This is a genomic window from Altererythrobacter sp. CAU 1778 (assembly GCF_054482795.1).
Genome location: NZ_JBTLRP010000002.1, coordinates 1 through 18,507, shown reverse-complemented (window position 1 = coordinate 18,507; position 18,507 = coordinate 1). Strand labels below are relative to the sequence as shown.

The following is an 18,507-nucleotide window of genomic DNA, read 5'->3' as shown; positions in this document are numbered from 1 at the left end:
GGGAAACAACCCCACGATCCAACATTGGGATACGCATGTATCGATCAGACCTGTCGCCCGCAGAAGCGGCCGTAAGCCCGCTGGCCGCAAGACCGGGCCCCACCAGAAACGGGCGCGCACTGAAGGTCGCGGTGATCGGTCACATCCGGCATCCGGTGGCCGAACCCTACATGGGGGGAATGGAAGCGCACTGCGCGTCGCTGTGTGAAGGCCTGGTCGCGGCGGGGCACGAGCCTACCCTGTTCGCCGCGCCCGATGCCGACGTTTCATGCGGCAGCGTGGCGATCTGCGACCGGCCCTATGAAGAGGTCTTTCCGTGGGCCGCCTGGCGAGGCTCGGCAGAACTGGACGCTTACCAGAGTGACGCCTTCGGGCGGGCCTGGCGCGAAATCGAAGATGGCGATTTCGATGTCGTCCACAACAACTCGCTCTTCCCCCCATTGATCGGGTGGGCAGCGGCAGCCCGCGTGCCCATGCTGACGTCCCAGCACGTCCCGCCATTCGGGACGATGCACGACGCGGTCTGCGATGTGGCCGATGTCGCCCATGCACGCTTTACCGTGACGTCGTTCGCGCAAGTTCCACTATGGTTCGATGACGCGCCCGCCAATCTGACCGCTGTGTACAATGGCATAGACTGCCGGGCATTTTCCCCCGGCGCCAAGCACGGACGTCTCGTGTGGACCGGGCGCATCACGCCAAACAAGGGCACGGCACTTGCGGCCCACGCCGCGCGGATTGCCGGAGTGGCGCTCGATATTGCCGGCTCCATCGAGGACGAGGATTATTTCGCACGCGAGGTCGCGCCGCACATCGGGGGCAAGGTTCGGTTTCTCGGCCACATGAAGGGCGATGCTCTCAGAAGCCTCGTGGCAGGCGCGTCCGCAGTTGTCGCCACGCCGACATGGGAAGAACCGTTCGGCCTGGTGGTGGCGGAAGCCCTGGCTTCCGACGTCGCGGTGATCGCTTTCGATCGCGGCGCCATGGCGGAAGTAATCGGCGATTGCGGCGTAATCGTTCCCGCAGAGGATGTGAACGCATTGGCCGAAGCTATGGCCTCACCGCCTTCCCTCGCGTCCGGGCAGGCGCGTCGACGGGCTTTGTCGCTGTTCAGCAATGACCGGATGATCGAAGGTTACGTGGCGCAATACCGCCTGGCCATGGCCGCCGCGCGCGAGGCAGAGGAGGCCGCTGCTTGAGCCTTCCGCACCGCTATGTCTTCGTGGGCGGCCTGCATCGAAGCGGCACCAGCCTCGTCACCAATTTGCTGGAAGAGCATCCGGACATCGCGGGAATTCGCGGCGCGCCCGTGCCCGAAAACGAGGCGTGCTATCTCCAGGGCGCGATCCCGCATACGGCGCAGCACGGAGTTCCCTGCCACTTCGCGACCGACCCGGACCAGCATCACGTGGAGGGGTCGCGGTATGACAGCCTTGCGGCTCGCGAACGAATGGAAGCCGACTGGACCGCGTGGTTCGACGCATCGAAGCCTTGGCGGGTGGAGAAGTCACCGGTGAACCTGACCCGGATGAGGCTCTACCAGATGCTTTTCCCCCTTTCGCAATTCGTCGTGGTTGTCAGGCGCCCGGAATTCGTCGCAGCGGCGATGCGCAAATGGACCGACATGGGTGACGAGGCGGTGATCCGACACTGGCACGATGCCCACGCGGTCGTCGCCGCGGATCTGCAATACATCCATCGCTGGCTCATCGTTCGCTACGAGGATCTGGTCCGCAACCCTTCCGCCGAACGGGCCCGTCTGTTCGAGTTCCTCGACCTCGCCCCCTGCTCCAGCCAACTGACGATAAGCGACGGGAACGAACGCTACCGGTCCGGGGTCCCGGCACAGAGCGACCAGCGCGAAGCGTTCGGGTATGACCCGGCGGCGATTGGCGGCCGCCACGTCTTGCGATCCATTTCCGAAAAGATCGGTTTCAGTGAGCCGGGAAGCGCGAATTGCCACTGATGCAGCCGAAGCCCGGCTAACACGAAGATCGGAGCTATTCCGCGCGGAATGCCCCGGCCAACTCTTCGTAGCCCGGCCATATCGGATGGGGTGCATCGAAGCATCGCGCCGCGACCTTCTCGCGCCCGCCCTGCGCGTAATGATTCCTCAGCTCCGGACCGAAAGGATCGTCGACGAAGCGCCCGTCCGCGATGTGCCACAACCATGCGTCGAGACCTTGCGCGATGGCGGCGTAATCCTTGCCCTCGCGGCGGAGCGCCAGCGCCGTGTCGAGCCAGCGCTGCGGAATCTTCTGCGTCCCGTCCATCGCGATCTGCGCCAGCTGATGGCGCAACGCCGGATCGGCGAACCGGGCCAGGAGCGTGTCGGCATAGGCGTTCAGATCCTGCTGCGGAGCAGGGGAGAGCGTCGGCAAGGCTTCGTGCCGCATCAGCCGATCGGCAAGAGCGCGCAAGGCGGGGTCCGCGACTGCTTCATGCACGAATTCGTATCCCGCCCGCAGTCCAGCGTAGGCGAGCAGCGAATGCGCGCCGTTGAGCATTCTCAGCTTGGCTTCCTCGTAAAGAGCGACGTCCGCGACGAGCTGCGCGCCGTAACGCTCCCATGAGGGTCGAAGTCCGGAAAAGCCGTCAGCGATCACCCATTGGCTGAACGCCTCGGTGAACACCGCGCCGTGGTCTGCCATGCCGATGCGGGCCTCCAGCTCTGCGCGATCCGTTTCGGTGGTGCGCGGGACGATGCGGTCGACCATCGTTGCCGGGGCGCTACATTCCTTTGCGAACCAGTCCGAGAGGTCGGGCTGCTCCGCTGCCAGCCACTGCCGCATGAGGGAATCCAGCACCGCGCCATTGTCGGGCAGATTGTCGCACGACAACAGCGTGACCCCCGGCAGCCCCGCATCGCGCCGCGCCGCAAGCGCGCGGGTGAGCAGCGGGTAGAAACCGGAGCGTGCCTTGCCGAAGTCGAGCGCATCGCCTTCGCCGCGGGCGTACCCCTTCTCGGTCACGGTGAAGCTGACGATGTGGCAAGAAGGTTCGGCGATCCGTGCGACGATGGCGTCTTCGCAATCGGGGGCGAAGAGCACTTCGCGTACGCACCCGATCAGCCGCGTGACGCTGCCCTCGCCCGACCGTTCGGTCAGCGTGTAGAGGCCATCCTGCGGATTGAGCTGGCGCGCGACGTCATCGGACCGCAGCGACACGCCGCAAATCATCCAGTCACGCTCGCCCGCGGCCATCGCGCATTGCGTATACCAGGCCATGTGCGCGCGGTGGAATGCGCCAATGCCGAAGTGGACAATACCGACGCGCTGGCTGTCGCGATCATATGTCCCGCCCGTGACCTCCGGCGGAAGGCTGCTGGCAGTGTCGGTGCCGAGCCTCACAGGCGGTAGGCCTGCTTGACGAGGTTGTAGGTCAGGTCACGCGCAGTTTCCGCCGCTTCCCAGTCCTCCATCCGGTGCTCCGCGACGAGTTCGGCCAGGAAACCGCAATCGACCCGGCGCGCGACATCGTGCCTTGCCGGTATCGACAGGAAAGCGCGCGTGTCGTCGTTGAAACCGACCGTGTTGTAGAAGCCCGCCGTCTCGGTCGTCATGCGGCGGAAGCGGCGCATACCTTCGGGCGAATCGTGGAACCACCATGCCGGCCCCAGCCGCAGGCAGGGGTAATGCCCGGCGAGCGGCGCGAGCTCGCGCGCATAGCTGCTCTCGTCGAGAGTGAAGAGGATCACCGTCAGCGACGCTTCGTTGCCATGCCGTTCCAGTAAGGGGCGCAATGCATGGACGTAATCCGTGCGCATCGGAATGTCGGCACCCTTGTCACGCCCGAGGCGGGCAAACAGCTTCGCATTGTGGTTGCGGAAAGAGCCGGGGTGAATCTGCATCACCAGACCATCGTCGAGGCTCATGCCCGCCATTTCGGTCAGCATCTGCGCGCGGAACAGCTCGGCGTCGGCAGGATCGGCGTCGCCGCCCTTCACCTTGTCGAATAAGGCTTCTGCCTCTGCTTCGGTCAGGTTGGCTGTCGCGGCGCTCGGATGGCCGTGGTCGGTGGAGGTCGCGCCCATTTCCGCGAAGAAGGCGCGGCGCTGGCGGTGCGCGGCAAGGTAGCCCTGCCAGCTTTCGCAGTCCTCCCCGGTCAGGTCGGAGAGCGTCCGCAGATTGTCTGCGAAACCTTCGAATTCGGGATCGACCACTGGATCGGGGCGATAGGCAGTAATCACGCGCCCCTTCCACTCGCTTTCGCGAATGGTGCGGTGGTGTTCCAGCGTATCGAGCGGTCCTTCCGTGGTCGCCAGCAATTCGATGCCATATCGATCGAACAAGGCGCGCGGGCGAAACGCGTCGCGCTGCAGGGCTTCGGTGATGGTGTCGAAATAGAAGTCGGCCGTCCTACCCTCCAGCCGCACCTCCATCCCGAACACCTCGGAGAACACCCAGTCGAGCCACATCCGGCTCGGCGTGCCGCGGAACAGGTGATAGTTTTCGGCGAGAATGCGCCAGGCCTCGCGCGGATCGGCGGAATCGCCGCCGACGCCCAAGTCCTCCAGACGCACGCCTTGCGAATAGAGCATCCGGAACAGGTAGTGATCGGGCACCAGCAGGAGTTCGGCCGCGTTGCCGAAGGGCGCATCGGTGGCGAACCATTCGGGGTCGGTGTGCCCGTGCGGGCTGACGATCGGCAGGTCGGCGACCTCGCGGTACAACTCACGCGCGATATCCCGCACGCGCGGCTCCGAAGGAAACAGGCGGTCGGGGTCGAGATGCAAGGGGCGGGTCATGCTGGCGAGGCTTTCAAGTGATCTGGCAGGATGCGATCGGGCCGAAATCCTGCCTTCGTATGTTTTGTGGTTACCGGTTTCCTCGCCGGGTTTGCGTATATCCTGCAAGAATTCAATCGCCGGGTGGCGCCGACCCCCCCTGCCCTCAGGATTCCAGATCGAAGCATGTCGCCGTCACCAGCGCGTTCTGCATGCAGCGAACTGTCGGTAGCAGTGATCGCGCCAATGACGCCAAATTGCGCAAAGCCAGCGTAAAATTAACCACTTGCTCTTAGGCGTGCTCATCAGAGCCGTCTCTGGAGTCCGCCGTGCGTATCATCAATTGCATCGCTTTCGAGCACAACCCATGGTTGGTGCTGCTGGCTGCGATCATGTGCCTGAGCGGCTCCCTGGTGTCCGCTACCCTGTTCCGGCGGACACTTTCCGAAAGCGGGGCGGCCCGCCTGCACTGGTCGTTTCTCTCGGCCGTGACCGCAGGCGCCGCGACTTGGGCAACGCATTTCATCGCGATGCTGGGCTATCACGTTGCGGCCCCCGTCACGATCGACGGGGCATTGACCGTGGTCTCGGCGCTTATCGCCTTCGTGGGCATAGGTCTGGGCCTGGTCGTCGCCACGCGCGGTGCGCGCAGTGCGATCATCATGGGCGGTCCGATCATCGGGCTCTCGATTTCGGCAATGCATTACGTGGGCATGTTCGCCTACCGCGTGGACGGCATCGTGCGCTGGGAATGGGAATACGTGGCCGCATCGCTCGTCATCGCCTGCGTCCTGTCCGCGCTGGCGATGCAAAGGCTGGGCAATTCCTCGGCCCGTCACTCTGTCTGGCAGGCTGGCGCATTGCTCGCCGCTGCCATCATCGGACTTCATTTCGCCGGAATGACGGCGTTCTCCGTGATCCCGCTCAAGGGATTTTCCGGGGCTGACAGCGATGCCTTTGCCGGGATGGCTGCGGCCATCGGACTGGTTGCCCTGCTGATCGTCGGCACCGGCGTGTCGACTTACGTAATCGAACGCAAGACAAGTTCCGACGGCGAGACGCGGATCGCACATATCGCGATGCACGATTCGCTGACGGACCTCGCCAATCGCCACCAGTTTTCGGAAGCCCTCCAGCTGGAATGCCACCGGCGCAAACAGTACGGTCGGCCGTTCTCACTGCTGATGGTCGACCTCGACCGCTTCAAGCCGATCAACGACACGCTGGGCCATCCGACAGGCGACATCGTCCTCCAGCGCGTTGCCCGCAGGTTGCGGGCGGCCGTTCGCTCAGGCGACATGGTCGCGCGCATCGGCGGTGACGAATTCGCGATCATAAGCTTCGGCGCGGCTGACATGGACACCGCCGAAAGGATTTCGCGTAGGATCGTCGAAGTTCTTGCCCGACCGATGGTCATCAACGGCAACGTCGTCGAAGTCAGCGGCAGCGTCGGCATGGCGCTGGCGCCGGAGCATGGCGAAGAGCCCGACGAGCTTATCCAGCATGTCGACATAGCGCTCTACGCTGCAAAACGCGACGGGAAGAACACCTTCCGCCCGTTCGAGCCGATGCTGATGGACGAGATCCAGCGCCGACGCTCTCTTGAAGCATCGCTGCGGCGGGCGTGTATGCGAGACGAATTCTCGCTGGTCTATCAACCCGTCTTCACCTCGAAGACCGGCAAGCTAAGCGGTGCCGAAGCGCTCCTGCGGTGGACCTGTCCCGAGCGGGGCGAGATTTCGCCTGCCGAATTCATCCCGATCGCGGAAGAACTCGGGCTCGTCTCGCGCATCGGCAACGACGTGCTGCGCAAGGCCTGCAAGGATGCGGCGCAGTGGCCTGCCGACATCGACCTGGCCGTGAACGTCTCACCGGTACAATTGCTCGACCCCCGGCTGCCGCAAACCGTTTCGCAGGCACTGAACGATGCCGGCCTCGAACCGCGACGGCTGGAACTCGAGATCACGGAGACCGCGCTCCTCAACAACGACGAGGCCGCACTCAAAACGATCACCCGGATCCGCGATCTTGGCGTGCGAATTTCCCTCGACGACTTCGGAACCGGTTATTCCTCGCTCAGCTACCTGCACAGGTTTCCGATAAGCCGCATCAAGATCGACCGGTCGTTCGTCCAGCAGCTGCCCGACGATCTCGGCAGCGCCTCGATCGTGCGGGCGATCGCACAGCTGGGTGGCAGCCTAAACATGCAGATTACCGCCGAGGGAATTGAAACGGATTCCCAGCTCAGCTTCATTCGCGAGCACGGTTGCGATCACGTCCAGGGGTTTCTGACGGGGCGGCCCATCAGCGCAGAACACTTCCAGACGCTCGCTGTCGTCAGCGCCGTCGCAGCATGATCGCCAGGGAATAACGAACGCCATGCAGATCAGCAGATTGTTATACACCAGCCACGCGAATTTGCGCGCCTCCGGCGTGCCGATCGACGAACAGGTCCTGAAGATCGGACAGGCAGCCGCCGCGCGCAATCGCAGCCGACAGATCACGGGCGCGCTGGTGTTCGTGGAAGGTCAGTTCATCCAGGTCCTCGAAGGACCACCGGATACGGTCGAGGACCTGTTCGAGACGATTTGCTGCGACTTCAATCACTCGCATGTGCGCCTCATCGACCTGCTTTCCGCGCCTGATCGACTGTTCGCCGACTGGGACATGGCAATCCTGTCCGCCGAGAACGATGCGACGATCGAACTGCGCAACGAGCTCGAACAGATTCAGTTCATGGTCGGCGTCAATGCGCGTGTCGCGATCGACCAGATCCGCTCGACCCTGTTGTCAGGTTCCCTCGAACGACGCGCGCGTGGCGCCGCTCTGACAGCTTGAGGCGAACGGACCTGTTTCCGCACCGAGTTCCGGCACGGTGCGGTTTCCCGATAAACGGTCGCTCACGATGCGATTCTATGGCTTTGCCGGGTAATTCGCCCAGACGCTCCGGCCTTCGGGGCCAAAGGCCATAACCTGATAAGCCTGGCGATGGTCGCCATGCTCCATTCCAGGCGAGCCCATCGGCATGCCAGCGACGGCTAAGCCGGTGACCCCGGCGGGGCGTTCGGCCAGCAGGCGCTCGATATCGGCGGCGGGCACATGGCCTTCGATTACGTAGCCTTCGACGATCGCGGTGTGGCACGATCGCAGATCGTTGGGCACGCCGTTCTCTGCCTTGACCCCACCCATATCGGGATGATCGACCGAGGTGACATCGTGCCGGTCGCCCTGTTCCATGTGCTCGGCCCAGGCGAGGCAGCAGCCGCAATTGGGGTCGCGATACATGGTGATCTCGGCCGCCTGCGCCGCACTTGTGCACGCTGCAAGGAAGATCGCGCCGATGACGGGGAGTATCGGGCGGCGGGTCGGATTCTTTTTCAGGCTCATTGGTTGTGTCCCATTTCATTCATCTGTTCGTCCGACATGGTCGACATGTCGTGGCCGGCATGCGGATCAGCGGCGGGCGTTGCGGTGGTTGTCGGTGTTGGAGGCGCGACAGGCGCCAACGCGGCGTCTCGCGCGGCAGGCGCTTCCGCGCGACTTGATGCAGGCTCGGCGCTCGACCCCGCGACTGGCGCATCTTCTGACGGTTCCACGACCGGTGCAGCGACCGGCTCTGATGCGGCCGGAACCGGCGTAGTGATGGCTGCTTCGGCCGGCGACGTTTCCTCGTCCACTGGGGCGGCAGCGTCTCCGCATGCTGCGAGCGCGAGCAGGAGCACTGGCGCGATCAAGGACTTCGCGGCGAATGCGCGTGTATCGAAATGCATGGCGGGCTCCTTCAGAGTTTGAGGTGATTGAGGCCGTGAGCGAGTTCGCCGCCCATATAGGCCTGAACGATCAGCAGTGCCGCAACCGAAAAAAGCGTGAGGCGAAGGGCAAGGCGCGATTGCGGATTTCGGTACGCGATCCATGCTGCCGCAAGGCCAAGAGCTGGGATCAGCATCCCGTTCCAGCGGTGAAGCTGCATGACGGTATCGCCGCCAAACCACATTCCGGTGTGTATCCATCCAAACAGCGCGGCGACGACAGCCCCCGCAGCACCGCCATAGATCATGATCTTCACGGCCGCTTTACGTTCCGAAGTGCGGCGCGCCATTACGAACAGTTCGATGAGTGCGGCCATCAGCAAGAGCGCTATCGGGAAGTGGACCGTGGCCGGATGCAGGCTCTTCAGGGCGCCAACGATCCCTTCGCTTTCAACTTGCACGGCATCATGGCTTGGCGTGGTTTCGTTGGAAACTTTGGCGCTGCCCATCGCTTCCATATCGTGACCGGGCTGAGCATAGACCGCTGCGGTGACAGCAGGACGCTTCGCCTCCTCCCCGTGCTTCTCCTCGCCATGCGCGAACGCAATCGTCGCAGAGAATAGGAGAAATGCACCAGCGATAAGGCGCAGCACGAAGTTCACCGTTTCGCTTTCTCGAACAGGTCGACCAATTCGCCGAATTTCTGTTTCTGTTCGTCAGCATCACCGCTGGCGATTGCTTCGGCAACGCAGCACGCGGCGTGCCTCTTCAGGATTTCGCTCTCAGCCTTGCCCAAGGCGGCCTTGATCGCCTGGACCTGGTTCAGAATGTCCATGCAATAGCGATCGTCCTCGATCATCTGCGCCACGCCGCGCACCTGCCCCTCGATCCTGCGAAGACGATTGACGATGCGGGAACCATCGGTTGCTGACACGTTTAACGCTCCATCTGCGACGATACCCTGCGGGGTATCTTGCAATACTCATGGGGGGTATATATGTCGGCCATCGAAGGAGTTGCAAGGCCTTGAGTGAACTGCTGGTTTCTCGTCGTCGCGTTTTTGGAATGGGAGCGATTGGCGCAGGGGCGCTGGCCCTGCCGGCCTGGGCTCGCGGCGGCGATCTGCACGGCGGCGGTCCCATTCGCGCCGGTTTCGACGAGGTTTCGGGTCGGGAAATTGCTCTCACCATCGGCGAAGGTCCGCGCGTGGTCCAGGGACGCCGCGGGCACGCGGTCGCTGTGAATGGCAGCGTGCCGGGTCCGCTGGTGCGCCTGCGCGAAGGCGAACCGGTCCGCATTGCCGTCACGAACACGCTCGACGAGGACAGCTCGATCCATTGGCACGGCCTGCTGCTGCCGTTTCAATACGATGGCGTCCCCGGCGTCAGCTTCCCCGGGATCAAGCCGGGCGAGACCTTCGTTTACGATATTCCTGCGCTTCGCCAGCACGGTACCTACTGGTGGCATAGCCATTCGGGATTGCAGGAACAGGCCGGACATTACGGCCCGATCGTGGTGGAACCTTCCGGCACGGATGCCGTGAAGGCGGATCGCGATTACGTGCTGCTGCTGAGCGATTTCACCCCGCTTCACCCGCACGCGATCATGGACAAGCTGAAGAAGGGCGAAGGTTACTTCAATTACCAGCAGAACACCTGGACGGACGACTATCCGCTTTCTGGCGAAGACCGGCAGATGTGGGCGCGGATGCGCATGATGGCGACCGACATCCTGGACGTGACCGGTTCGACCTACACCTATCTCGCCAATGGGCGCGGCCCGGAAGAGGGTCTCGAATTCCTGTTCCGCCCTGGCGAGCGGGTGCGGCTGCGCGTCATAAACGGCAGCGCGATGACCTTCTTCAACGTCCGTATTCCGGGCGTGAAGTTCTGGGTGGTCGGCGCCGATGGCCAGAACGTGCGCCCGGTCGAGGTCGAGGAGTTCCAGATCGGCACGGCAGAGACCTACGACATCGTCGTCGAGCCGACCGGCGAAGCCCGGACGATCGTGGCCGAAAGCATGGACCGGTCAGGCATGGCGGTGGCGACCCTCGCTTCGCGTCCTGGCGCGCGTGCGGAAGTCCCCGCGCTGCGCGATCCGCCGCTGCTGACTATGGCGGACATGGGTATGAACCACGGGTCAGGCGGAATGGATCATGGCGGCGGCGACATGGCAGGAATGGACCATTCGGCCATGGGCCATGACATGTCGTCGCACGGTGCGACCGCCGATCCGATGGCCGGAATGGATATGAGCGGCATGGACATGCGCGACACGTCCCTGTTGCCGCCCAGTGTGAAGGTCGGCCCCGGTATCGATATGGTGTCGATGAACCCCGTCGATCGGATGGGCGATCCTGGCCTCGGCCTGGACGACGTGCCGCACAAGGTTCTCACTTATAAGGATCTCGTGGCGCTCCAGCCGAACGACGATCTGCGCCGCCCGTCGCGTCAGATGGAAATTCACCTGACCGGTAACATGGAACGTTACATGTGGTCGTTCGACGGCAAGAAGTTCACCGCCGTCAGCGACGATCCGATCCGCTTCGCCTATAACGAACGTGTCCGTGTGAAGCTCGTCAACGATACGATGATGGCGCACCCGATCCACCTGCACGGTCATTTCTTCGAACTGGTCAACGGCGCGCCTGCGGATCGGCAACCCCAGAAGCACACCGTGATCGTGCAGCCCGGCGGCAGCGCGACCTTCGACCTCACCGCCGACGAACAGGGCGACTGGGCCTTCCACTGCCACCTTCTCTATCACATGCATTCGGGCATGTTTCAGATTGTGACGGTCGCGCCGCAAGGCAGTCAGTCCGATGTGAAGCGGGTGGGAGAAGACTGATGCGCCTGCTCGTCGCCACGCTCCTTGCGAGCGTTACCACTCCCGCCATCGCACAGGACCATTCGGGTCACGCGATGCCTGCCTCGCAAGAGCCTGCACAGACCGAATGCGAGAAAGAAGCCGCTCGCCATCGCGCCATGGGCCATCTGGTTCCCGATGGAGCGTGTGCGCCCACCTCGCAACCGGGCGAACCAGTCTCCGCCGATCCGCACCAAGGCCACGCTGGCATGGATCATTCACAGATGGACCACGGCCAGATGGAAGGAATGGACCATTCCACCATGGACCATTCCGCGATGAACCATACGAATATGGGAGGCATGGACCACGCGGCGATGGGCCATGACGGGATGCAATCGTCCGACCAGGCGTCCACGGACCATCAGGCGACGGACCACGATAGCATGGATCACGGAGCCATGGATCATAGCACCATGGACATGGCTTCCATCCCGCAAACACCGCCTCCGGTTTCGGCGGGATCGGGACCGCCTCTCGCCGCCGATGCAATCTGGGGCGCGGATGCAATGCGCGCCTCGCGCGAGGCTCTGCGCGCCGAGAACGGCGGAACGAGCGTTTTCTGGTTCCAGGGCGACCGCGCCGAATATCGCGCACGCGAAGGCGGGGATGGTTACCTGTGGGACTTGCAGGGCTACTACGGCGGCGACCTCGACAAGTTCTGGTTCAAGAGCGAGGGCGAAGGGACATTCGGCGAAAGCCCCGAATCCGCTGAAATTCAGGGCCTGTGGAGCCATGCGATCGGCCCATGGTGGGACTTGCAGGCCGGCGTCCGGCAGGACCTGACAGGCCCCGAACGGACCCATGCCGTCCTCGGCGTGCAGGGACTTGCGCCCTATATGTTCGAGGTCGATGCAGCCGCTTTCCTGTCGACCAAGGGCGATCTGACGGCGCGTGTCGAAGCCGAACTTGACCAGCGCATTACCCAGCGCCTCATCCTGCAACCGCGCGCCGAGGCAAACCTGTCAGCGCAGGACATTCCCGAACTGGGTGTCGGAGCAGGTCTCGATTCGGTCGAACTGGGGCTGCGGTTGCGCTACGAATTCGTGCGAGAATTCGCCCCTTACATCGGCATCGAACAGGAGTGGAAGGTGGGCAGCAGCGCAGACTACGCTCGCGCTGCCGGCGAAGATCCCAGCGCGACGAATTACGTAGTCGGCGTTCGCTTCTGGTTTTGAACGCCAGCGCTAAGCATTCGAAGCTGGAAATGAGTTAAGGAATAACTACGGAACGCGTCCGCTTTACGTAATTAAATGCTATGTCCGGGCATTCGGCTCTCGGGCCCGGACTTGCCGGCGGCGCCAATCTTTGTCGTGTGTATTGTCGCGAAATTGCCGCTTACGATTTGTTAATGAAAAATGGTGCCCCATAAACGACAAAGGTGGGCACTCTAATCATTGGCGAATTTCCGTCACTTTGCTTCGCTGACGTCCGCCTTGCGCCCGAATCTCGGACGTTTAAGAGCAAATCAAATTCTCTGGAAAGCGGACGTTCGTTTAACGCTGCTGAGCGGCAGCTAGTTAATTCGCTCTCACCAGCTTGTTCATCACCGTCTTATCGACTTATCGAAATTCCCGGCTATTGCGGAGTAGCGCGCCCGAAACTTTGATTTGAGCTAAAACTTCATTCGAAGCGCTCCATTCCTCCAACGCTGATCGCAGGGCCTTTGCTACCGAAACACGGCGCGAGAACTCTACGATCCCGCCGGAGAATCTGGCGCCGGCGGGGTTCTTGATGTGCGACCTTTCGACGTGCTCGGCGAGGCTCACCGACAGGAGATTGGTTTCGCGCGGACTGAGATTGATGAGATCTTGAAATTTTCAGAAAGAAGCGACTTCTTGGACAATCGAGGTTGGCAGGAAGAGAGGGCCTGGCTGCGGTAAGGTTCCGTGTACTGCTGTCGAACCTCCGGGGAAGCTACGGCATCCTGCCCACCGACGGTCTCGAGAGATGGCTTGCCGGTCTCTATCAATCGAGCCTCGGGATCGATCGAGCCGTCGCCTTCGACGATCTACGCATTCCTCTATAGGTCATTGCCGCTGACGTCGGCTCGGCCCCGGCGATCCTGTTGATATGTCCGATGTCCTCAAGGTCGTCCCAGGCGCCTTGGACCGGCGATAGGGTTGGTTAGGACATCTTCACGCGGGACGAAGCCCCGTTCGGTTAGCACCATTGTATTCAAGTCGAGCCCGCTCTCCATGGCCCCGCGCTTCGCCGCGGCGGCGAGCTTCGCCATCATCTCGCCCTGTCCTTTCGCCTGTTCGAGAGCGGAATTCAAAACAATCGCCTGCACCATGAGCGTATCGGCAAATTGCTGCCGGGCGGCCTGATCCATCTGAGCCACACCATCACTCGTGCCCAAGCCCAAGCGAGATTGTCGACTGACCGCCGCAAAGGTCTCCGCCGAGGGAGTGTCGTGGCGACCGCTTGCCGTAAGCCATGCGGACATCCACCACAGCGCGTAGACATCGCCCAGATTGTGCGGATCGAGACCGAACTGGCGCATGACCCCGCCCATCGGCGCCACAATGTCCGGCTGGGTGGAAAAAAGCTGCTGGAGGTCGTCGGCGGCAGCGGTGTCCCTCTCCCGCGTCTGCTCGACGAACCTTGACAGATTGCGCGATGTACGCCGCCGGTCGTAGCTGAAATCGAGGTCGGCAACTTGCTCAGTCGCGTCTACGGCGGAAGGGTCTGCGACGATTTTCTCGACATTCTGCGTGGCAGCTTCGATGCCGGCATTGCCGATACCGGACGAGATAAATGCTCCGCCCATGTCCTGTGCGGCAGCGACGCTGGCCGTTGTCACGGCGATGATCGATGCACAGGCCCAGAATATCCGCGTCATATGCGACCTCCAGAAGCCTGCACCACGAGCGCTAGCCCGCTTTTTTCCCAAGCCAGAACGCTCCGCCAAGACCCAAACCGAGAGCTGCTGCAATCGCAACCAACGTTGCGTTCGAGCCATCGTCGACCTGCGCCAGTGCCTGAGCATCTTCGCGTACAACGCCTGAAGCATCGGACCCGTCGCGCGGGACGAAGCCCTGCTCGCTCAGCACCATCGTGTTGAGATCGAGCCCGCTGGAGAGCGCGCCCTGCTTTGCAGCCTGCGCCAGTTGCGCGAGCATTTCCGGCTGGTTCGCCGATTGTTCGAGCGCAGTATTCAGCAAGGTCGCCTGCACCATCAGCGCCTCGGCATATTGCTGTTTCCCGGCATCGTCCACCTCGGCAAAGCCCGGGGTGGCGGCAAAGGCATTTCGCGCCTGATCGCGCACCGCAGAGATGGTCGCTGAAGGCGGCGTATCCTGACGCTGGTTGGCGACCAGCCAGGCCGACATCCACCACAGAGCGTAGGCATCGGCCACATTCGAAGGATCGAGCCCGTAGGACTGCATGACGCTGCCGATGTCGTCGATCAGGTTGGGCTGTGATGCAAAAAGTTCGGTCAGCTGTGCTCTATCCCGATCAGTTGCGGCTGCTTCGGCAAATTTCTCAAGGTTGGACGAGCGCCGGGATTGCATTGGTTTGAAGCGAAGCAGGTCCAGCTCTCGAACTTGCAAATCCGGCCGAAACTCCTCTGCGGTGTCGCCCTCTTCATCATCGGACTGCACCTGCCATTGCGTGACCGGCATATGGACTGGAACGGGCGGCGAAAAATAGAAATTCGCCTGCGCCGAGGCAGGCGAACTCGCGATCGAAAGCCCAATGAGCCAGAGGAGTTTGATAGCTTTACCGTTCATTTCCGACTCCAAGCAATAAGCAGGCGTGTCTGGAGACACGCCTGCTCTCTCACATGTTTGCAGGTGCTGAACAGGGCTATTTTCTGGCCAGCTGGGCTTGCGCTTCGCCGACTGCCTTGATGGCATTGGTGGCAGCGGTTGCAATAAAGGACATCTCCTGAGCGTATGCTTGCAGCAACGTCGAAGCGGAGGACAGCTGGGACTGTTCAAGCGGCGGCAATCGTTGCAGCTTGGAAGACACGGAGGGGTGCTTGATTCGACGCGTAAATTTGTTGGGGCGCTATCTGGTGGGCATGGGCCTCGCTTTGGCGCTTTCCGCCTGCAATTTTACCGACGATACGCCGACCTATCGGTATCGCCTTAAAGTCGAGGTCGAGACGCCGGAGGGGTTGAAATCTGGCTCCAGCGTGATCGAGGTCAATACAGGTTTCGGCCGTTCGCCAATGGCTCCTTCAAGCCGCGCCTTGCGGTTCAAGGTGCGGGGCGAGGCAGCTGCAGTGGATCTGGGCGAGCGCGGTGTATTGTTTGCTTTGCTACGGTCCGAAAACGAAGTCGAATGGGCTTCGCATGTGATGTTCCTGCTGACTCCGCAGGTCACGTCGAGCGATGGACGAGATTATGAGGCGACTTTTGCCGAGATGCTCAAACGTCGCGGTGAAATCGAGCTGCCTCGCTACTTTCCAATTCAAGGAATGAGAAGGCCCGCCCGCCCCATGCTTGTGACATTCGGCGATCTCGATGAGCCCACATCTGTCGAGAAGGTCGCCCCGGACAATCTAGCTGCGACGTTTGGCGAAGACGTGGAGCTTAGACGAATCACCGTGCAGCTGACAACGGATCCGGTAACCACTGGAATTGAGGATCAGCTTTGGTGGTTGTCCGAATACTACAGCAGAATGCTTGATGGACAGCGGCTGAATGTATCGAACGATTTGGCGAATAATCTCACCCAAAGCGATTTCTCGAAGGAAAGTAAGAAATGAATCGTGATGTATTCTTATCGATTTTGGCTCTCGGATCCCAGACCCCGTCGACGAGGTCAATCTCATGCCATTCGGCGTGCCGGAGTTCGCCGGGGCGTACGAACACATGCGGCGCTATCTGCAAAGCTAACTTGGTCACCATGTAGCCAGTGAAGTCGTCGGTTGCGCGCAGCAGCCCGCCTAGCTCGGTGGGCTCGAGGATTGCTGCATAATGCGTGGCTCTCGGCGTTACGAGAGCGCCCTTCAGCATACTGGTCGGATCGGATTTGCAGCGGGTGGTAGCAACACCGTAGCGAAATACCCGGCCTGCGAACGAGCGGCATTTCTTCGCAGTCTTGTGCTTACCAGTGGCTTCCAGTCGTTTGAGAGGAGCCAGGACTTCGAACGGCTCAATCTCGTCGATGGGTCTGTTCCCGATGGCAGGCGCAAGCTTGTCGAGGAAATAATTGGCCTTGACGATCGTGCCATCGGCGCGGCCATTCTGGACCATCATCTGTTCAATATACTCACGTGCGACTGCCTCGAACGTGTGCGCAGAAAGAAACTCTGCGCGGATTTTTCGCTTCCGCTTCTCAAAGGCCGGGTCGCCCCCAGAAGCAACAGCTCGTCGTGCCTCGTAGGCCGCGTCTCGCGCTTGCTTGAGGCTGATGTCGGGATAGCTGCCGATGCAGAGCTTCTTTTGCGCGCCGCCGATCCGGTATCGGAATCGCCAAAGTTTGCCGCCGGTGGGCGTCACCTCAACATATAGGCCGCGCTCATCAGTTACCTTGTACGGCTTATCCTTGGGCTTGAGTGCGCGGAGGCGAGTATCTGTCAGCGGCATGTGGGGGCCTTTTCATCTGGGCCTTTGCGAAACGGCCTCAAAAGGCCCACAAAAGTGTCTGGAACCCCCGAGAACAAGCGGGACGATCCGGAACGATCCGGGGGCCAAATCCCTAGGATTTCTGCGGGTTTTATAGATTATTTGGGAGAACGTGAGAAGAACAAATGGTGCCAGAAGAGGCATCACATTCAGACTACTTTCCCAAAGCTTATCAAATAGTTAGGAATTCGGCCGTCTCCGAAAAGCCCTCAAAAGGCCCTCAAAAGCCGTCTAATGCATTGGTTCGATGCCTTTTTAGGGACTCAGATTTGATTCTGCGACATCTGAACTTGAACCTGATCAATGACCGCTTTGCGCCCCAATCTCGGTCATTCGGCCTATCGCCCGCAGTTCCTAAAGCGGTCATAGCCGCCGCGCCTAGGTGACTTCCGCTTTTGGGGGCTTTTCAGCGACCCATGAATGGCTGGGTCCGGGTGGGAAGCGGCTGGGCCGATTTTGGTCAGATTTGTGTGATAGCGGACGGTGTGTCTTTGGCATTGAGCTTGTCAGGATGGTTCGAAAAATCGCGCGACCGAAGAAACCTCGCGCTTTTACGGAGCACTTTCCCTCGTAAAGTCTCCCCGTGAAAGATCATTTGCTAACCGATTTATGGCGTCGATTGAATTCAAGCGCTGTCCATCTAGCAGTTTATCATGGTAATTCGGCAACCACTCCAAGCGCCTTTCAATCTCCGTCGTCACCGGATCGCTGGTCAGCGCGACGGTGATCCGCCTTAGCTTAACTCCCACACCGAAGCTGGCGGACAGGTCGTCTGGATCAACCCGCGCAATGCTCTTGGGATCGCGCTCGTCGGCGAAGGTAACCAGCATCGGATAAGCGCTGCCCCGGGACAGCTTGCCATGCGCAGGCCAGGTCCGCGGCAATTCAACCGTGCCTTTGATGAGTAAGACGTTGTCGAACTCGTCTTCCCAAGCTTCGCCCTCGATTTTGGGAGCGAGCATCGGCATCACATAGGATGCCCAGTCGATGTTGTCGTCCGATCGCAAGAGAGCGTAGAGCGTTCTGCCTCCTAGAAGATCGACAGCGACCGCCTCGCCCCGAACCCGGCGATCGATCCGTTTTCCGAACCCGCTCATGGCGCTGCGGCCCATAGATTGCCGCACCTCGATCACGCTGGAACCCGTCCTTAGGCCTTCGGGCGTCTCGACCTCGACCGTCAGACGGTAGCGGTAATCAGGGGTGTGATCGGCTAGTTCACTACCGCAAGCTGCAAGAAACATGCACATAGGTGTGAGCAATGTAGCCCATATGCTGAGAAAACCTCGACGCGACTCCATTCCCCATCCGATCTCATGCGGCTCCTGTCAGTTGAGGTAATAATCACCTCAGATTTACGTACGGTTTCAGGAGCAGTTTTTTGAAGTATCTTCGTCCGCTTTGGGGTCGCTTGCGGAATGTCGGCTCTCGCGGTCCCGAACGCCAAGAGCGGACTGTCCTGCTACGTTTAGAGTTTCGGACGCCGAGAGGCGTCGGAAAGTCGACGGTGCCCGAACCTGCGGGCCGCATGCGATGAGCTATGGGGATTTCGAGTTTGGGCTGGTCCTGGCGTCTGCTGACGACGCCG

At 61.4% G+C, this 18,507-nt stretch carries 18 protein-coding genes; 7 read left to right on the top strand and 11 right to left on the bottom strand.

Annotated features, from left to right (window positions below; genetic code table 11):
- Nucleotides 1–35: 35 nt before the first annotated feature.
- Both ACXYN8_RS08280 and ACXYN8_RS08275 read left to right on the top strand, forming a co-directional pair.
- On the top strand, nucleotides 36–1,199 hold the full coding sequence (locus ACXYN8_RS08280) for a glycosyltransferase (RefSeq protein WP_458888949.1): 1,164 nt from the start codon (nucleotides 36–38) through the stop codon (nucleotides 1,197–1,199).
- On the top strand, nucleotides 1,196–1,966 hold the full coding sequence (locus ACXYN8_RS08275) for a sulfotransferase family protein (protein WP_458888948.1): 771 nt from the start codon (nucleotides 1,196–1,198) through the stop codon (nucleotides 1,964–1,966). Before ACXYN8_RS08280 ends, ACXYN8_RS08275 begins: the two co-directional genes overlap by 4 nt.
- 34 nt (nucleotides 1,967–2,000) lie before the next feature.
- On the opposite strand, the gene ACXYN8_RS08270 is transcribed toward ACXYN8_RS08275, so the two are convergent.
- Nucleotides 2,001–3,350: a mannitol dehydrogenase family protein gene (locus ACXYN8_RS08270; protein ID WP_458888947.1), complete on the bottom strand. Its 1,350-nt coding sequence runs from the start codon at nucleotides 3,348–3,350 to the stop codon at nucleotides 2,001–2,003.
- Nucleotides 3,347–4,747 carry a glucuronate isomerase gene (uxaC, locus tag ACXYN8_RS08265; protein ID WP_458888946.1) on the bottom strand — a complete coding sequence of 467 codons (1,401 nt, stop codon included), beginning with the start codon at nucleotides 4,745–4,747 and terminating at the stop codon, nucleotides 3,347–3,349. The genes ACXYN8_RS08270 and uxaC overlap by 4 nt, the downstream gene beginning before the upstream one ends.
- A 308-nt stretch (nucleotides 4,748–5,055) precedes the next feature.
- On the opposite strand from uxaC, the gene ACXYN8_RS08260 reads away from it, so the two are divergent.
- Together ACXYN8_RS08260 and ACXYN8_RS08255 are read left to right on the top strand one after the other, a co-directional pair.
- Nucleotides 5,056–7,083, top strand: a complete 2,028-nt coding sequence (locus ACXYN8_RS08260; protein ID WP_458888945.1) for a putative bifunctional diguanylate cyclase/phosphodiesterase — start codon at nucleotides 5,056–5,058, stop codon at nucleotides 7,081–7,083.
- Nucleotides 7,084–7,105: 22 nt separating this feature from the next.
- The gene (locus tag ACXYN8_RS08255; protein ID WP_458888944.1) at nucleotides 7,106–7,564 is read left to right on the top strand and encodes a BLUF domain-containing protein; all 459 of its coding nucleotides are present in this window, start codon (nucleotides 7,106–7,108) and stop codon (nucleotides 7,562–7,564) included.
- A gap of 75 nt (nucleotides 7,565–7,639) precedes the next feature.
- Here ACXYN8_RS08255 and ACXYN8_RS08250 read toward each other — a convergent pair whose 3' ends face one another.
- From ACXYN8_RS08250 to ACXYN8_RS08235, 4 genes are read right to left on the bottom strand one after another with little or no spacing between them, the layout of a single operon-like run.
- Entirely contained in the window at nucleotides 7,640–8,113 is a 474-nt protein-coding gene (locus ACXYN8_RS08250; RefSeq protein WP_458888943.1) for a DUF411 domain-containing protein, read from the bottom strand.
- Entirely contained in the window at nucleotides 8,110–8,496 is a 387-nt protein-coding gene (locus tag ACXYN8_RS08245; protein WP_458888941.1) for a hypothetical protein, read from the bottom strand. Before ACXYN8_RS08245 ends, ACXYN8_RS08250 begins: the two co-directional genes overlap by 4 nt.
- An 11-nt stretch (nucleotides 8,497–8,507) precedes the next feature.
- Entirely contained in the window at nucleotides 8,508–9,137 is a 630-nt protein-coding gene (locus ACXYN8_RS08240) for a DUF2231 domain-containing protein (RefSeq protein ID WP_458888940.1), read from the bottom strand.
- Nucleotides 9,134–9,409, bottom strand: a complete 276-nt coding sequence (locus ACXYN8_RS08235) for a metal-sensitive transcriptional regulator (protein WP_458888939.1) — start codon at nucleotides 9,407–9,409, stop codon at nucleotides 9,134–9,136. The genes ACXYN8_RS08240 and ACXYN8_RS08235 overlap by 4 nt, the downstream gene beginning before the upstream one ends.
- 50 nt (nucleotides 9,410–9,459) lie before the next feature.
- Between ACXYN8_RS08235 and ACXYN8_RS08230 the strand changes: the two genes are divergently transcribed.
- A complete protein-coding gene (locus tag ACXYN8_RS08230) occupies nucleotides 9,460–11,322 on the top strand; it encodes a copper resistance system multicopper oxidase (protein ID WP_458888938.1) in 1,863 nt (620 codons plus the stop codon).
- On the top strand, nucleotides 11,322–12,518 hold the full coding sequence (locus ACXYN8_RS08225; RefSeq protein WP_458888937.1) for a copper resistance protein B: 1,197 nt from the start codon (nucleotides 11,322–11,324) through the stop codon (nucleotides 12,516–12,518). The genes ACXYN8_RS08230 and ACXYN8_RS08225 overlap by 1 nt, the downstream gene beginning before the upstream one ends.
- A 908-nt stretch (nucleotides 12,519–13,426) precedes the next feature.
- Here the strand turns inward: ACXYN8_RS08225 and ACXYN8_RS08220 are convergent.
- The 3 genes from ACXYN8_RS08220 to ACXYN8_RS08210 are packed head-to-tail and all read right to left on the bottom strand — an operon-like array spanning nucleotide 13,427 to nucleotide 15,318.
- Nucleotides 13,427–14,185 (bottom strand): DUF6683 family protein, encoded by a 759-nt coding sequence (locus ACXYN8_RS08220; RefSeq protein ID WP_458888936.1) that lies wholly within the window; start codon nucleotides 14,183–14,185, stop codon nucleotides 13,427–13,429.
- Nucleotides 14,186–14,216: 31 nt separating this feature from the next.
- Entirely contained in the window at nucleotides 14,217–15,116 is a 900-nt protein-coding gene (locus tag ACXYN8_RS08215; RefSeq protein WP_458888935.1) for a DUF6683 family protein, read from the bottom strand.
- A 37-nt stretch (nucleotides 15,117–15,153) separates the two neighbouring features.
- Nucleotides 15,154–15,318, bottom strand: coding sequence for a hypothetical protein (locus ACXYN8_RS08210; RefSeq protein WP_458888934.1), 165 nt, complete (start codon nucleotides 15,316–15,318; stop codon nucleotides 15,154–15,156).
- A 52-nt stretch (nucleotides 15,319–15,370) separates the two neighbouring features.
- Between ACXYN8_RS08210 and ACXYN8_RS08205 the strand changes: the two genes are divergently transcribed.
- Nucleotides 15,371–16,060 (top strand): hypothetical protein, encoded by a 690-nt coding sequence (locus ACXYN8_RS08205; protein WP_458888933.1) that lies wholly within the window; start codon nucleotides 15,371–15,373, stop codon nucleotides 16,058–16,060.
- On the opposite strand, the gene ACXYN8_RS08200 is transcribed toward ACXYN8_RS08205, so the two are convergent.
- The gene (locus ACXYN8_RS08200; RefSeq protein ID WP_458888932.1) at nucleotides 16,023–16,883 is read right to left on the bottom strand and encodes a tyrosine-type recombinase/integrase; all 861 of its coding nucleotides are present in this window, start codon (nucleotides 16,881–16,883) and stop codon (nucleotides 16,023–16,025) included. The genes ACXYN8_RS08205 and ACXYN8_RS08200 overlap by 38 nt on opposite strands.
- Before the next feature lie 590 nt (nucleotides 16,884–17,473).
- Nucleotides 17,474–18,169, bottom strand: coding sequence for a hypothetical protein (locus ACXYN8_RS08195; protein ID WP_458888931.1), 696 nt, complete (start codon nucleotides 18,167–18,169; stop codon nucleotides 17,474–17,476).
- Between the last annotated feature and the right edge of the window lie 338 nt (nucleotides 18,170–18,507).